We start from the raw sequence: 16,595 nt of genomic DNA on the forward strand, positions 1-16,595 counted from the left end.
GAATAAAAGTCTAGTGATGATGGCAAAGAGGTCACACCCGTTCCCATACCGAACACGGAAGTTAAGCTCTTTAGCGCCGATGGTAGTTGGGGGCTTCCCCCTGTGAGAGTAGGACGTCGCTAGGCAACAAAAACAGTCAGCTGAGTGCTGACTGTTTTTTATTTCATACTTATTTCTTCTTTTTAAATCTATCACTGTATGCAATCCAAAAATCGGCGTTTTCAATGCCAACCTCACGTGGATCGAAAATAGGATCCAGGCCTGCCTTCTTTTGACGATCATAATCGCGCAAAACTTTGATAGCAGGTTTTGATAATAAAACGATTACAATAAAGTTTAAATAGCTCATACTTCCGAATCCAATATCCCCCAATCCCCACATAAGGCTCACAGATTGAATGCTTCCGATGTAAACGACTATTAAAAAAATTATTTTTAAAACGAATTTTAATATTGGATATTGTAATTTCTTATCTAGATATACAATTGTCGTTTCTGCTATATAATAGTATGCCATTAAAGTTGTAAAGGCAAAAAGGAAAATGGCAATGGCTACAAAACTACTTCCAAGATTATGAAATACAGTAGATACAGCGGCTTGCGTATAAGCAGTACCTGCAACAAGGCCTGGAACGTTCTCTACAAGCGGTGATGTAGCGCCAGGAGGTGTTACATTATACATACCTGTTATTAAAATCATTAAAGCCGTTGCTGTGCAAACGATTATCGTATCAATATAAATCGAGAAACCTTGGACTAAACCTTGTTTAGCTGGGTGTGTTACTTCAGCGGCAGCTGAACTGAATGTTGCTTCACCTGCACCAGCCACATTTGAAAATACTGAACGTCTTACACCCCAGGCAATAGCCGCTCCAACGATACCTCCGAATATTTCATTTGTACCAAATGCGCTTGTAACGATTAATTTAAGCATTCCAGGAATTGCACTTAAATTAGCTCCTAAAATAATGATTGTTAATAGAACATAAGCAAGCGCCATAATTGGGACAACTTTATCTGCTACTCGTGCAATCCGCTTAATGCCACCAAAAATGATTAATGCTAAAAGTACAACAATAATTATACCTGTTACAAATGGTGGAAAATGAAATGCTGTATCGAATGAAGCAGCTATTGTGTTTGCTTGAATCCCTGGCACTAAAATTCCATACGAAATACAAATTACGATTGCTACAAAGATGGCAAATCCTTTTAATTTTAACCCTTTTTCAATATAATAGGGAGATCCACCACGATATTGATTATCCGCCTTTTCTTTGTATACTTGTGCTAAAGTTGATTCGATGAATGCACTTGCTCCACCGAGGAAGGCCATAACTCCCATCCAAAATACTGCACCGGGTCCCCCAGCAGCAATAGCAGTTGCCACCCCAGCAATATTACCAACCCCGACACGTCCAGACAACGCCATACAGAAAGCTTGAAAAGAAGAGATGCCTTCGTTCGTTTCCCCTCGTTGACGCAATAACCGTATCATCTCAGGAATATAACGAAATTGAACAGCTTTTGTAATAACAGTGAAATATAAGCCTACACCTAATGCTAAGTAAACGAGTGCATTTCCCCAAATGTAATCAACTAAAGTATTTACGATTGCTTCCATTTATTCTCCCCCTTAAAGAATCATTTCACAGCCCACATCCTTGTTTCTTCCTCTATCGTTCTATAGAAACCCTCCTTTCAACTTTAATTTCTTACTAATGGATAATGCATTTTTTATGCCAATAATTGAGCTTCATGTTTTTTCGACAACGAAATGAATGGATTAAGGCTATAAAAAAATAAAAAATCTTTCTCTTAAAAAGCTAGAGAAAGATTTTTTATAGGAACAGTTGATTTAAAAACTGTATACACTTTTTTACTTTTGTCTAAAAAAATGGACATAATTAACTTAGCGTATGTGACAAAGTTTGTGACCATATTTCCTTCATTTTTTGACGACCTACTAAAACTTCCGGATGGAATTGGATATGGGCATTAGCCCTTGTTGTTTCTACATCTTCAATTGCTTGTTGAATGTCTAGTTGCGTAACGCTAGCACCTAACTTGGATGCAATAGTGAGGGCAGCAACTTTTCCTTGTGCTAATGCTACTTTTGCGCCTTCAATTCCTGTAATATTGCCCGCAACATGTAAGCCTGTTAAGTTCGTCTCCATTTGTTCATTATGTAGAGGGACGAATCCGCCTAATTGTTCAATATAATGGAAGGGGCAACCTGCTAAAGAGGCCAATTCTGCTAACGGATATAATCCTCCTGCGATACAAACAAAATCTACATCAATGCGTTTCTCACTGCCTGGAACAATAGAACCATCTATATTGACTGTTGCAAGAACAACACCTTCAACTTGGTCTTTACCCACAATTTCAATAACAGCTTTTCGCAACATAATTGGAATCCCCCACATTCTAACCCCATCTTTAGGATAGAACGTAATCCCAAGTTTCTTTAGGAATTCATTTTTCATAAACTTACTACCAATTTTTATAAGTGGAGAAGGGGCCATATGAGAAACATGCAATAAAGAATTCATTACCTCTAATGGATTACTACTATTAATTGTTAATAAATTGGCTGCAGGTAATGTGATAGCTGCCACTTGCACGTCAGCGATTTGCAACTCCATAGCAATTGCAGAAGAAAGCACATTAACACCAATAATAACGCCGCGCTTGCCGGGCTTTACCCGATGCACATTTGTCATGACTTGCGCAGCCCCTACAGACATCACACCAGGCAACGTCCATCCTGGAATAGGGAACGGTGATTCAGCGGCACCTGTAGCTAAGAGCAACTGCTTTGTATGGAAAACACCTTTATTCGTATGGAGTACCCAATCTTGATCTATTTTTTCTAAATCTGAAACGGACGTTTGTAAAGAAAACTCGACATTCAATTCTTTGGCACGAGCTAATAATCGTTCGGATTCTACTATGCCATTCCACCATTTATTTGGGCTTTCTTCGTAAAGTTGTCCAAGTAAACGTCCGCCTGCATAAAGGTACTCATCTATAACGACAACGCCAATATTTTTTTCAGCCAAAGTAATAGCTGCAGAAAGACCAGCAGGACCAGCACCGATAATAATTACTTTATTTCCCATGATGTTTCCTCCAATCACGTACCGTCGTTGGAAGTACTTTGCCACTCTTTACAACCATACCTTCAGTGACTGGCGTAATACATGCACGTTCTCCATCTAAGCCGTTGATATTTACACGGCATTCAAAGCAATGACCAATATTACAATAAATACCACGTGGATGACCGGTTTCCTCATGCACGCGTAATGTGCGGATATCTTGGGCAAGTAATGCAGCTGCTAATGATTCGCCTTTATATGCTTCGTATAATTGATCATCAAAAGTAAAAGATACTTTTTCCTTGTGTGGCAGATCTCCCAAAATAGGATGACTCATAATACGTTCTGTCATGATTTAACCTCCCCTAAATCCGCAAAACGCACCGGACGAATGGGCGCTTGGTATTTTAATGATATGTCATTATTGCTTCTTGGCTGATAGATATGTGCGATTTGGTCTACCATTGTACGACAAGTACGACCTCCACAGTAGCCCATTCCCGCACGCGTACGTAATTTTAGTTCTCGTGCAGAACAATTATATTCAGATGCTGTTTTGACTAGTTCATCGAAGCTAACTTCTTCACAACGACATACCATCATAGTTTTATTTTGCATAGCCTACACCCCTAATACGCAATTTTTATTTACATATATAGTTACTGCAAAAACTATGCCAGATAATTTCTTTTATTATTTTAATCAGCATCCAACGAATGTATAAAGTATCAAACAATACGTGTATAAAAAATGGACAGTTTAAAAAAATTAGACATCTATATTTAGCCTTTTTAATCGGTTGTATAAAGTGGCGCGTGTAATGCCTAATTTTTTTGCACACATCTTTTTATTGCCATTCACAGAAGTCAGTTGTTGCAAAATAATTTCTCGCTCATAATGTTCAAGCTGTTCACTTAATTGGGTGCCATTGCTTTGGGGCAAGTCTTTTGGTACCTCTAGTAGTTCTGCTTTAGGAACAGCTGCCAAAATATCGGCTGGTAAATCTTCTACATGAATGGCTCCCTCATTTGAAAAAACAACGAGCCGTTCTATAACATTACCAAGTTCACGTACATTTCCTGGCCACTGATAGTGTAATAGAATATTGACAATCTCAGGAGGAATTCCTTGAATAGGGCGGTTGTATTTAATCGATTTTTCATATAAAAAATAGTTACTAATTTCTAAAATATCTGATGCACGCTCTCGTAATGGGGGAACAGTGAAATTTACAACATTTAAACGATAATATAAATCTTCTCTAAATTTTCCTTCTGCTACTAATTGTTTTAAGTCCCTATTCGTAGCAGCAACTAAATTAAAATCAACATCCATTTCTTTTGTGCCACCGACAGCATAAAATGTTTTTTCTTGTAGCAATCGCAAAATTTTCACTTGCATGTCTAAAGGCATTTCCCCAATTTCATCTAGAAACAAGGTGCCGCCACGTGCTAACTCAACCTTCCCCTTTTTTCCTTTTTGATGGGCACCAGAAAAGGCCCCTTTTTCATAACCGAAAATCTCACTTTCAAATAAGCCACTTGGAATGGCCCCACAGTTGATTGCTACAAAGGGCGCTTCAGGTTTTTCTCGAATGGCATGGACGGCTCGAGCGAAAAGCTCTTTGCCGACCCCACTTTCACCATATATTAAAATATTGGCTTCTGTTTCAGCGACTTTTTTTACTTTTTCAAGCACATTTTTAAGCTGTGGGCTATTGCCACGGATTAATGTAAAAGGATCATACGTTAAGCCATTCGTATTCATCTGTTTCTCTAAATTCAGTAATTTTTCCGATGTAATATGGAGCTCCTCGTTTAATTTTTTTACATGCGTAATATCTGTCTCTGCCACCACTGCGCCAATCGTTTTATCATTTAACATAACAGGGTTTGAATTAATCATCACGACAAGATCTTCACGAGGAAAATGTTGTTGCTGATAAACGGATTTCCCATGCTGTAATGTATGTAATATTTCAAGTTGGTCTTCTTTAAAGAAATTCGTGATAGGTTGTCCAATAATATGATTGCCAGATACAGAAAAAATACTTTCGGCACCTTTTGTCCAATAAATGACGTTTTGATTACCATCAATGACAGTACATGATTCATTAATGGTTTCTAAAATAGTGTTTAAGTAAGCGTTAGTACACTCTAATTCATAGGCAAGATCATGCATTAAGGATTCTTTCCATAAATAACCTATATATTTTTTTTCTTCGTCACGCACAAGTAAATACTCATATTCCTCTAAATAATCAAGCGCTGTTTTGAGCGGACAATCCATACGAACAATTTGACAGGCGATATAGTTAATATCACTTTTTCGTTTGCCTCTTTTAACGGCATAAGGTTTGTCATTTTCAATAACAAAATACTGTATTTTATCATTATTCATTTTAGTAATGACTTCTTCTATAGGGATAAAAGCGAAATTTCGTTTTAGCATTTTATTCATAATTAAATGGTATGGATGCAATGTAAGTCCCCCTTCGTAACCGTGTGTCAAATTTTTTAGAATATTAAAATTTATTTTGACATATAGTGGCTTCTTAATCAAACAAATTTCAGATGTTTAGATTGGCATAGTTTTTGCACAATGTTAAGTGCTAGTTAAAAAAAGGGGGGAGAACCTTGGGGACATCTCATCATGATATCGTTATTATTGGCGGAGGCATTATTGGAGCGGCAATTGCTTATTATTGTGCAAAGGCGGGACTTGAAATAACGGTACTCGAAAAAAATGAATTAGCAAGTGGTACATCTTCTCGTTGTGATGGCAATATTTTAGCCATTGATAAGGACCCGGGCTTTGATAGCCAAATGTCATTAGTAAGCCAACAATTAGTACATGACTTAGATAAAGACTTGGAAATTAAATTTGAATACCGTAACCCAGGAAGTATTCTTGTTTGTGAAAGTGAAGTAGAAATAGAAGCTGCACAGCAATGGGTGACACGGCAAAAACAAGCGGGTTTAGATTTTAAAATGTTAGACCGCGCAGATTTAAGAAATGAATCAAAGTTTTTTGCAGACGATTTATATGGTGGGCTTGAGTGTAAAACCGACTCAACAGTGAATCCGTATATGCTGACGTTTTCCATGTTCCATTCAGCAGAAAAATTAGGCGCAAACATAAGAAAACATACCGAAGTCAGAATGATTAAGAAGCAGTCAGATGGCACATTTTTAATCGATACAAATGTGGAGACGATGACGGCTAACAAAGTAATTAATGCTTGTGGTATTTGGGCTCCAAGCATTGGCCAGATGTTAGGCATCGATATTCCAATACAGCCGCGTAAAGGACACCTTATTGTGGCGTCTCGTCAAGAGCCAGTAGGTCTTCGCAAAGTGATGGAATTTGGCTATTTAATTTCTAAATTTGGTGGAGAGCGGATGGTGGATGCGGATATTGAAAAATACGGTGTGGCATTAGTTTTTGAACCAACCGAAGCACAAAATTTTTTAATCGGGAGTAGTCGTCAATTTGTTGGGTTTGATACAAAAGTCAATCATGATGTTGTCAAAATGATTGCAAGGCGTGCTATGCGCTTTTATCCGAAAATCGCCGATATGTCGATTATTCGTACATATTGTGGGTTAAGACCATGGACGGAGGATCATTTACCAATTATTTGTGAAGTAGAGCAAGTACCTGGCTTCTATATAGCGGCAGGTCATGAAGGGGACGGTATAAGCTTAGCTGCCGTTACAGGAAAACTCGTGCAAGAATTGCTGCAACATAAAAATACGTGTATTCCGACGGAGCCAGTTAATATGAATCGATTTCAGAAGGGAGTACTTCACACATGAAATTCCAAAAGCTATTTACCACAATTGATACCCATACAGGGGGCAATCCAACAAGGTCACTTATTAGTGGTATGCCGAAACTAAAAGGGGAAACGATGTCAGACAAAATGTTATATATGCAAAAACATTACGACTGGATACGCAAGTTTTTGATGAACGAACCCCGCGGCCATAGTGTTATGTCAGGTGCGATTATTACTGACCCTTGCCATCCAGATGCTGATCTTGGTGTTATTTATATCGAAACGGGTGGCTACTTACCAATGTGTGGACACGATACGATTGGTGTATGTACAGCACTTGTCGAAGCAAAATTAATAGACATTCAAACACCGTATACAAATATTACATTAGACACGCCAGCAGGTTTAATCGATGTACAAATTAAAGTAGAAGAAGGAATTGCGAAAGAAGTGACATTTAAAAATGTACCTTCATTTCTATTAAAAAAAGTGGATATTGAGGATCCAGAGCTAGGGACAGTTGAATGTGAAATAGCCTATGGGGGCAATTTTTATGGTATTGTCGATGCTCGTAAAATAGGTCTTGATTTATCAGTAGAAAATGCGACAGCAATCATTAATACAGGTATTCGTCTCCGAAATGCTGTCAATGCCAAAGAAAAGATTGTCCATCCTGAGTTTTCATTTATTGAGGGACTCACACATATGGAGTTTTATACGGATGCTACCAATGAATTAGCACATTTAAAAAATACAGTCGTTGTACCACCAGGTGGGATAGACCGGTCACCATGTGGTACAGGAACGTCAGCTAAAATTGCTACGCTTTATACGAAAAATGAGCTGGCAGTCAATGAACCATTTGTTTATGAAAGTATCGTAGGAACATTATTTACAGCACGTGTACTAGAGGAAGTAACAGTAGGTGATGGGGTGGCCGTTATTCCTGAAGTAACAGGGTCTGCATGGGTAATGGGCATGCATAAATTCTTTTACAATGAGCAAGATCCATTAAAAGAAGGCTATTTAATGATTCCACCTATGGATCACTAAAGGAGGATATAGATGAACTATAACAAATCTTTTCAAACAATTGATACACAAGTAGTGGGGGAAGCCTTTCGTATAGTGGTGCAATCACCTATTGCCATTTATCAAGAACAAATAGCAGAAGCGGCTACTGCATTAAATACACAATTTGAAAATACGAAAAACCTTTTATTAAATGAGCCACGAGGACATCGTGGTATGCATGGCTGCGTAATATTGCCATCTGCCGTTGCTTCATTTCGGTTATTATTTTTCCAACATGGGGCATCGACAGATTTTAAATATGAGGCACTTGTAGCAACGACAACGGCATTACTAGAATGCGGCACAGTTGAATTATCAGACGACAACATCTATTCGATTGAAACGGTAAAAGGTATCCACCAAGTATATGTAAAACTTTCGGAATCAAAAGACGAAGTACTGTCAGTTCATTTGACAGTGAAGCCAGCAAGGATAGCCGGTGAGCGAGTTGTAGTGGACGATGAACGACACTATATTGTGATGGAAAAACCGCATCATATAAAGGCACTCGTGCTAGATGAATTAGCTTATATTAGCACTTGGGGAATAACTGAAAGTGCCAAATATCATGATGCTGATGGTGTAATTGTGTATGAAAAATTAGACAGTATGGTACGTTCAGTAACATTTGAACGAGATGGCTATATTTTACGTTCGCCAAGTGTTGATAGTACATTAGCTTTAACTGCTATATTAGGCGATCAAGCAGTTCAAATAAATAATAGTATTTTCGGCAGCAGTATCGAGTTGACACGAAAATATGAAGTTGGCTACGAAATTGCATTAAAAGGATATATCACAGGAATCCATCAATTTGTAGTAGATAGCGAAGATCCATTACAACAAGGATTCATCATTGTGTAATAACTAAAACTGAGGAGGAAAGAATGATGAAAAAATTAGAAGGTGTATTTCCAGTATTAGTAACGCCGATGTTAAATCAAACAGACATAGATTGGGATGGTTTCCGTCAAAATATTGAACATTTTATTGAAGCAGGTGTAACAGGCATTGCAATTAACGGTAGTACAGGGGAATTTGTAAGTTTGTCAAAAGAAGAACGTATGAAAGCGGTAGAAGTAGCAGTCGATCAAATTAAAGGTCGTATTACGTTAATCGTAGGGACAGCTGCAGAGACTACAGCGGATGCTGTTGCCTATACACAACAAGCTGAACAGGCTGGAGCAGACGCTGCATTACTTATTAACTCCTATTATGCACATCCGAAAGACGAGGAAATATATTTACACTTTAAAACAGTAGCAGAATCGGTTAGCTTTCCAATTATGATTTATAACAATCCGTTCACATCAGGTGTGGATATTGGTTTGGACACGATATTAAAAGTAGGCAGAGAAGTACCAAACATCACACATATCAAAGAATCGAGTGGTAGTATCGGCAAAGCACGTGATATTGTACGCCAAGGACAAGACGATATTAAAGTATTTTGTGGATCAGAAGATTTAGCAATTGAATCATTCCTTGTCGGTGCGGTCGGTTGGATTTCTGTATCAGGGAACATCGTGCCTGAACTTGTAACTGAACTATACAACAATGTACAAGAGGGTAATCTAGAAAAGGCGTGGTCCATTTACGATCGACTTTTACCATTATGTGCGTTTTTAGAAGGCTCAGGTAAATATGTACAAATTGCTAAACGTGCAATGGAACTAAAAGGTTGGGCAGGTGGACCATGCCGTTTACCACGTTTGCCACTGACGGCAGAAGAAGATGCGCAATTAAAAGCTATTTTGGCTGACTTAGATGTGTTGGTTACTGAACTTCATTAACAAAAGGGGTGTCAAATATGGAGGCTTTATTAACGCTGAAACCAAAAGTACTAGAATTTTTACAATCACCGATTGGGTTATACATTAACGGTGAATACGTGGCATCTCAATCAGGTAAAAGCTTTGACGTTTTAAATCCAGCGAATGAAGAAGTCATTGCAACTGTAAGTGAGGCACAAGCTGAAGATATCAACGTCGCAGTGTTAGCAGCACAAAAAGCATTTGACGGTGAGTGGTCTTTCATGGAGGCAGCTGAACGTTCACGTATTATTTATAAATTTGCGGATTTATTAGAGGAACACCGTGAGGAATTAGCACAGTTAGAATCATTAGATAATGGGAAGCCTTACGAAACAGCATTAGCTGATGATGTAGATGGTACTGTGCAACATTTCCGTTATTATGCAGGTTGGGCAACAAAAATAACAGGGCAAACAGTACAAGTATCTAAAAATTATTTAAACTATACGGTTCATGAGCCGGTAGGTGTTGTTGGACAAATTATTCCGTGGAATTTCCCGCTTGCCATGGCTGCATGGAAATTAGGCGCTGCATTAGCAGTTGGTTGTACCGTTGTGATTAAACCAGCAGCGGAAACACCGTTGTCATTATTATATGTAGGGAAATTAATGAAACAAGCCGGTTTGCCGGATGGTGTTGTGAACATTGTTCCTGGAACAGGTGAGGCAGGAGAGGCCATTGTCACACATGAAGGTGTCGCAAAGGTTGCATTTACTGGCTCAACAAAAACAGGTATTCATGTTATGAAAAAAGCAGCAGATGATGTGAAAAGTGTGACGTTAGAACTCGGTGGTAAATCGCCAGCAATTGTGTTGGCAGATGCAGATATTGAAACTGCAATCGAAGGTACATTTGCAGGAACAATGTATAATCATGGTCAAAACTGTAGCGCTTGTACTCGTGTATTTGTGCACAGTAGTTTGTACAATCAATTCGTGGAAAAGCTTGCTGAGAAAGCACAAGAAGTAAAACTAGGACCTGGATTAGATCCACAGACAGAAATGGGTCCACTCGTGTCGCAAAAACAATTGAATACAGTACTTGGTTTTATCGAAAAAGGAAAAGCAGAAGGTGCACGGCTTGTAGCAGGTGGTGGGCGTGCATTTAACAAAGGTTACTTTGTGCAACCTACTGTATTTGCAGATGTACAAGATCATATGACAATTGCCCGAGAAGAAATTTTTGGGCCAGTCATGTCCATCTTTTCGTTTGAAACAATAGAACAAGTCATTGCACGTGCAAATGATAGTAAGTATGGATTAGCTGCAAGTATCTGGACGGAAAATGTGAAAAAAGCTCACTATATCTCTAGTAAACTACAAGCAGGAACCGTATGGATCAATGATTTTGGTTTAGAATGGGAAACAATGCCGTTTGGTGGCTATAAGCAATCAGGTATAGGTCGCGAAATGGGTGGCGAATACGGCCTGTCCAACTATACAGAAATAAAAAGCGTCTTTGTTAATATGAAACAAAATTGAATGTGTAACCCCCCCTTAAAATAGACAGGAAAGGAGCTATCGACAATGCGATAGCTCCTTTCAAATGCTTAACTAAATTGAATTTCCTTGCGTCGTGAAGATGATGGGATATTCATCTCCTCACGATATTTTGTAATCGTACGACGTGAAATTTCGATACCATGACTCGTTTTGAAATAGTTAGCAATTTTTTGATCTGACAACGGTTTATTTTTATTTTCGTTCTTAATATAGTCAGTCAGCAGTGATTTCACCTTTACTTGGGACACGCTGTCTCCTGTAGTTGTTTGTAATTTTGAAGTAAATAAATCCCGAAGCTCATACGTACCATATGGTGTTTGAACATATTTATTTGTTGTAACACGACTAACGGTTGATTCATGTACACCAATTTGCTCAGCAACTTCACGCAATGTGAGAGGCTGTAAAGCAGCAAAGCCATGTGTAAAAAAGGCTTTTTGCTTGTCAATAAGAGCCGTCATAATTTTGATAATGGTAAGGCGCCGTTGTTCAATACTGTTAACGAGCCATTGATAATCTGATAAATGCTTTTTAAAATAACCCTTGTCAGAAGAATTGCTCGTAATATATGGAACGTAGTCAGGGTGAAGTTTAAGTTTAGGCAAATAAAAGTCATTTAAAGAAAATGTAATAACATTATCCTTAACTTGTACAATAATGTCCGGCGTATTGTGTTGAATGGCTTCTTGATGGAACAGTGAACTTAGTTTTGGCTGTAAAGTTAGAATAAATTGATAGATGGCTTGCATATCGCAAAGCGAGATATGTAACTCATTCGCGATTTGTTGCCATTTTTTATTTGCAAATGCTTCTAAATGATTGGCAATCACTTCATCAGTATGTTTTGGACTATCATGACGATAAATTGTTTGTAACAGTAAACACTCTTGTAAACTGCGTGCCCCAACACCAAGAGGTCCAATTGTTTGTAATAAGTGAATACCTTTATAAATTTCATGCTCCTTATAAATAGGCACAATAGGTGGTTCATAGTAACCGTTGTCATCTAAATGATAAATAATATGTTTAAGTAATTTTATATCTGTGTCTTTAGAGAATGTTAACTTCACTTGTTCAAATAACTCATCGCGAATATTTTGTTCATATGTAGATAAAGTATCTACCATGTTTGTTTGACCAGTTATAGCTTTTGAAGTAGGCATACGTTCTGGGACTGTTGGCTCAATCAATGCTATTAATGGATTCATCAATTCTTGTTCACGGATAAACTGCTCTAGTTCTTGAGTAGAATACTGTAGCAATTCAATGGCTTGGCGAAGTTGCACGGTCATCACTAAATTCAAATCTTGTGTTTGTTTCATTGATAGATGCATAATAAAACCTCGATTCTCTATTTAATTACCAGAAAACGATAGAAAATGATGTTCATAATTAAAATAGCGTGTCGGTAGTATTTCTTATCAGCCGGTGACTAGAAACTTTGACATATCTAATGTAATGTACATGTAATTACTTAAAAATTGCTGTTAGCAAAAGATGCGACGAATGTGTCTAAAATCTAAACATGCCGACACTAAGTGTATAAAATATAGAAATATTCTTCTCACAGTATGAAGCGCTTATAAAATAATAAGCTCCTTTGGTGAGTGCGTAATGATTTCAATGCCATCTTTTGTGATAATGACATCATCTTCTATTCGGACACCACCTAAATCGGCTATATAAATACCAGGTTCCACTGTAAGTACCATATTCTCTTCTAGCAGATCTTCGCAAACAGTAGACATAAAAATATTTTCGTGAATATCTAAGCCAATCCCATGCCCAGAACCGTGTCCATAATGTTCCCCATAACCTTTGCTTGTAATAAAGTCGCGGCTATAACTATCTGCTTCTTTCCCTGTTATACCAGCTTTCATATGCATGAGCGCATGCTGCAATGAGTCGTATACGATTTGATAGATTTCTTTTAATTTTTCTGGTGGCTCACCTACAGCGATTGTTCGCGTCATATCTGAACGATAACCTTGATAATAAGCACCAAAGTCGAGTGTTAGCATATCGCCTTGTTCTACGATTTTGTCAGTTGCAACACCATGTGGTAGGGCGGAGCGCTTACCAGAAGCGATAATCATATCGAATGCAGCCCCAGTAGCACCATTTTTACGCATATGCGCTTCTAATTCATTGGCAATGTCAATCTCTGAAACACCAGGTTTAATAAATGTTAAAATATGTTGGAACGCTTCGTCTGAAATCCACGCTGCTTTTTTTATTAGTTCTATTTCCTTAGGTGTTTTAATCATTCGCAAATCTTCCACAATATTTGATAGCGGTTTTAATGTAGCTGTTAGTTTACTAGCCATTAATTGATACGTATAGTAACTCACATGCTGTTGTTCAAATCCAACTGTTTGGATAGATTCGGCATCGAAAATCTCTTGAATCGTTTCATATAAATGTGCGCGCTCTATTTGACGTACCTCAAAAGCACGGCTTTGTTTCGTTGCCTGTTCGGTATAACGAAAATCCACAAGTAACATTGACTTTGTTGGTGTAATCACTACTGTACCAGCACTCCCTGTAAATCCAGTTAAATAACGACGGTTTTGATCGTTTGTGATGATAAGTGCCTCTGTTTGTTGTTTTTGTAATGCTCCTCGTACTTTTTGTAGTTGTGACATGTTGTAATTCCCCCTTTCTAGAATATATTGCAAATTCTATGCCAGTTTTATAAGTCTAGAAAAGTATCGGCATGATTATTGCATATTAGTTAATCAGTACGGTATCCATCGTGCAATAAAATCAAAGGGGTTTTGAGTATGGCTAAAAAGACGAAATGGCTCGTTGTATTGTTAGGTCTTATGCTCGTTGTATTAGTGGGCTGCTATGGTAAAGAAGACAATTCAGCCGGTAGCTCAACTGGGGGAAATAGCACGGACAAAGAAGCTACTGATGGGGGAGAGTCTGCTGTTACACAAGAACTTCATTTAGTTGCAGGCGGAGATTTAACGACGATGAGTTCTTTAGGAAGTGTAGATGCACTCGCTGTAACGGCGATGAATTCAGTATTTGAGGGGTTATATCGCATTGGACCAGAGAATACGCCTGTGCCAGGTATGGCAGCGTCATATGAAGTATCAGAAGATGGTACGGTGTATACGTTCAAGTTACGTGAAGACGCACTGTGGAGCAATGGCACTCCGGTTACGGCGCATGACTTTGTCTACGCGTGGAAAAGAGCAATTAATCCTGAAACACAAGCAATTTATTCTTATTTAATGCTCGATATTAAAAATGCTGCAAATGTGCAAACAGAAGGAGATCCACTGTTTGGCAAGGTAGATAAAATCGGCATAAAAGCGCTAAATGATTTTACGCTTGAAGTGCAACTAAATGCACCAATTCCATATTTTTTAAGCTTAACAACTTATGCGCCATTTTTCCCGTTAAATGAAGAATTTACAGAGGCGCAAGGTGATCAATATGCGTTAGAAGCAGCAAACATGATTTATAATGGTCCATTTATTATGGAGTCTTGGCAGCACGGACAAGGATGGACTTTTGCAAAAAATGAAAACTATTGGGACAAAGATGCTGTTAAGCTAACGAAAATTACGCAAAAAATTGTAAAAGACACTGCTACAGCAGTTAACTTATATGAGGCAGGGGAAATTGATACGACTGAGTTATCAAGTGAGTATGTAGCGCAATACAAAGATAGCCCAGAATATTCAACATTTTTAAAACCAAATACGTATTTTATTCGTATGAATCATGAAAACAAGTTTTTAGGGAATAAAAACATTCGTAAAGCGATTGATATGGCTTGGGATAAACAAGGATTTGCGGATGTCATTTTACAGGACGGTTCTATTCCTGCTTACTACTTAGTCCCTAAAGGGTTATCAACGGATGAGAATGGCGTTGATTTCCGCGAAGCGAATGGTGATATGAATAAAACAGATATTGAAGCGGCGAAAAAAGCGTGGGCTACTGGTTTACAAGAACTAGGAGTTGATAAAGTAACTCTAGAATTTTTAACATATGACCGAGCAGAATCAAAAAAAGCAGCTGAATTTATTAAAAACCAATTAGAAACCAATCTTGCTGGCTTAGAGCTAACGATTAATATGCAGCCGAATAAACAAAAACTAGCATTAGAAGGCGCAGTTGACTACGATTTAGACTATGGTGGCTGGGGTCCGGACTTTCAAGATCCGATGACATATATTGATTTATTTGAATCAACTGCTTACTATAACCAATCCCATTATAAAAATGCAGAAGTGGACGCGTTAATTAAGCAAGCAAAAACGACTGCTGATATTAAGGAGCGTTGGCAATTAATGCAACAAGCTGAAAAGCTGATGATGGAAGATGTGGCATTTGCTCCAACATTCCAAAAAGGTGTAAGTCGTTTAAAGAAGCCTTATGTGAAAAATTTATATGAACATCCATTCTCAGCGGATATTAGCTACAAATGGGTTGAAATCGATAAGTAAAAAAAATGAATTAGGGATAAAAGGGAAAGTGGCTGGGACATAAGCTTAAAATCTTAAATAGCGTACATTGGTATTGATAAATTTTCACTAAGGAACATGCATAAAATATGAACTGATCTTTCTTTTGCCATGAATAATAAATTAGAAGAAAAAACTAGTTGTTGGTAGCGGAGGCGGTGACTCCTGCGGGAACGCACACAGCGTAAGACGCAACAAACCTGCGCGTAAGCGAGGGTTGCGGCTTACGTGTATGCCTGCGGAAAGCACCGCCGCAGCGGACAACAACGGCGCAGCAAAAAAAGTGTTAGATTGATGGCAGTCAATCTAACACTTTTTCTATCACATGAATGTCCATTATGGAGATTTCTACACAGCATCCTAAAGCGCAAATAATGAATATGACGAGGTAAGCCCCACCACGAAAGTAGTGGTAGGACTTGTTGTAGTGAAGATCTATCCTTTATCTCTACAGTCTCATGTTTTTCCGTATAATGGGAAATCATTTTGGTTTTTCAATACAACACAACAGATAAAATCGTTGTGATAAGACAACCGAGCGTTCCAGCTAGTAGAAGAGGATAAGTAAAGGAATATATAGGTGCTTGGATAAATTCCAGATTACCATCTAATTCATAAGCGTACGCTCCATTTTTTGAAACGCGAGCAAAAAAACGTTTAAAGCTATAACCAATACCATTGAAAAAACCACCTTGCACAACAAATAACGAGCCTCCAACAATTGTACAAGCAAGCGATAACATAAACATGTAGTTAATCATTGTTAGTAGTGCGACAGTGTGGCTTGATAATAACGAATAACACAAGGAACATAAAAAAATGCAAACAGTCACCAG

Annotated in this window: 14 protein-coding genes and 1 rRNA gene; 7 read left to right on the forward strand and 8 right to left on the reverse strand. The window is 38.1% G+C overall.

Going from position 1 to position 16,595, the window contains the following annotated elements:
* Positions 1-9 precede the first annotated feature (9 nt).
* Positions 10-125 (forward strand): 5S ribosomal RNA (gene rrf / locus JIN86_RS21845).
* Between the two features lie 44 nt (positions 126-169).
* On the opposite strand, the gene JIN86_RS21850 is transcribed toward rrf, so the two are convergent.
* From JIN86_RS21850 to JIN86_RS21870, 5 genes are all read right to left on the reverse strand, one after another.
* Complete coding sequence (locus JIN86_RS21850) at positions 170-1,624, reverse strand: alanine/glycine:cation symporter family protein (RefSeq protein ID WP_004232871.1); 1,455 nt, start codon at positions 1,622-1,624, stop codon at positions 170-172.
* Between the two features lie 283 nt (positions 1,625-1,907).
* Complete coding sequence (locus JIN86_RS21855; protein ID WP_004224291.1) at positions 1,908-3,125, reverse strand: NAD(P)/FAD-dependent oxidoreductase; 1,218 nt, start codon at positions 3,123-3,125, stop codon at positions 1,908-1,910.
* A complete protein-coding gene (locus JIN86_RS21860; protein WP_004224292.1) occupies positions 3,115-3,456 on the reverse strand; it encodes a (2Fe-2S)-binding protein in 342 nt (113 codons plus the stop codon). The genes JIN86_RS21855 and JIN86_RS21860 overlap by 11 nt, the downstream gene beginning before the upstream one ends.
* On the reverse strand, positions 3,453-3,722 hold the full coding sequence (locus JIN86_RS21865) for a (2Fe-2S)-binding protein (protein ID WP_004224294.1): 270 nt from the start codon (positions 3,720-3,722) through the stop codon (positions 3,453-3,455). Before JIN86_RS21865 ends, JIN86_RS21860 begins: the two co-directional genes overlap by 4 nt.
* A 150-nt stretch (positions 3,723-3,872) precedes the next feature.
* A complete protein-coding gene (locus JIN86_RS21870) occupies positions 3,873-5,564 on the reverse strand; it encodes a sigma 54-interacting transcriptional regulator (RefSeq protein WP_202342915.1) in 1,692 nt (563 codons plus the stop codon).
* 176 nt (positions 5,565-5,740) lie between these two features.
* On the opposite strand from JIN86_RS21870, the gene JIN86_RS21875 reads away from it, so the two are divergent.
* Genes JIN86_RS21875 through JIN86_RS21895 form a run of 5 tightly spaced genes read left to right on the forward strand, consistent with a single transcriptional unit; the run spans position 5,741 to position 11,254 of the window.
* The gene (locus tag JIN86_RS21875) at positions 5,741-6,922 is read left to right on the forward strand and encodes an NAD(P)/FAD-dependent oxidoreductase (protein ID WP_202342874.1); all 1,182 of its coding nucleotides are present in this window, start codon (positions 5,741-5,743) and stop codon (positions 6,920-6,922) included.
* Positions 6,919-7,938, forward strand: coding sequence for a proline racemase family protein (locus tag JIN86_RS21880; protein WP_004224302.1), 1,020 nt, complete (start codon positions 6,919-6,921; stop codon positions 7,936-7,938). The genes JIN86_RS21875 and JIN86_RS21880 overlap by 4 nt, the downstream gene beginning before the upstream one ends.
* Positions 7,939-7,950: 12 nt before the next feature.
* On the forward strand, positions 7,951-8,823 hold the full coding sequence (locus tag JIN86_RS21885) for a proline racemase family protein (protein ID WP_202342875.1): 873 nt from the start codon (positions 7,951-7,953) through the stop codon (positions 8,821-8,823).
* Positions 8,824-8,849: 26 nt separating this feature from the next.
* The gene (dapA, locus tag JIN86_RS21890) at positions 8,850-9,752 is read left to right on the forward strand and encodes a 4-hydroxy-tetrahydrodipicolinate synthase (RefSeq protein WP_202342876.1); all 903 of its coding nucleotides are present in this window, start codon (positions 8,850-8,852) and stop codon (positions 9,750-9,752) included.
* A 17-nt stretch (positions 9,753-9,769) separates the two neighbouring features.
* The gene (locus JIN86_RS21895; protein WP_202342877.1) at positions 9,770-11,254 is read left to right on the forward strand and encodes an aldehyde dehydrogenase family protein; all 1,485 of its coding nucleotides are present in this window, start codon (positions 9,770-9,772) and stop codon (positions 11,252-11,254) included.
* Positions 11,255-11,322: 68 nt separating this feature from the next.
* Here JIN86_RS21895 and rpoN read toward each other — a convergent pair whose 3' ends face one another.
* Complete coding sequence (gene rpoN / locus JIN86_RS21900) at positions 11,323-12,609, reverse strand: RNA polymerase factor sigma-54 (RefSeq protein ID WP_202342878.1); 1,287 nt, start codon at positions 12,607-12,609, stop codon at positions 11,323-11,325.
* A gap of 246 nt (positions 12,610-12,855) precedes the next feature.
* Positions 12,856-13,920 carry a M24 family metallopeptidase gene (locus tag JIN86_RS21905; protein ID WP_004224314.1) on the reverse strand — a complete coding sequence of 355 codons (1,065 nt, stop codon included), beginning with the start codon at positions 13,918-13,920 and terminating at the stop codon, positions 12,856-12,858.
* 138 nt (positions 13,921-14,058) lie between these two features.
* Between JIN86_RS21905 and JIN86_RS21910 the strand changes: the two genes are divergently transcribed.
* Positions 14,059-15,741, forward strand: a complete 1,683-nt coding sequence (locus tag JIN86_RS21910; RefSeq protein WP_202342879.1) for a peptide ABC transporter substrate-binding protein — start codon at positions 14,059-14,061, stop codon at positions 15,739-15,741.
* Between the two features lie 512 nt (positions 15,742-16,253).
* Here the strand turns inward: JIN86_RS21910 and JIN86_RS21915 are convergent.
* Complete coding sequence (locus tag JIN86_RS21915) at positions 16,254-16,508, reverse strand: DUF3899 domain-containing protein (RefSeq protein WP_237497395.1); 255 nt, start codon at positions 16,506-16,508, stop codon at positions 16,254-16,256.
* Positions 16,509-16,595 lie beyond the last annotated feature (87 nt).

This window comes from Lysinibacillus sp. HST-98 (assembly GCF_016757845.1).
GTDB classification, from domain to species: Bacteria; Bacillota; Bacilli; order Bacillales_A; family Planococcaceae; genus Lysinibacillus; species Lysinibacillus capsici.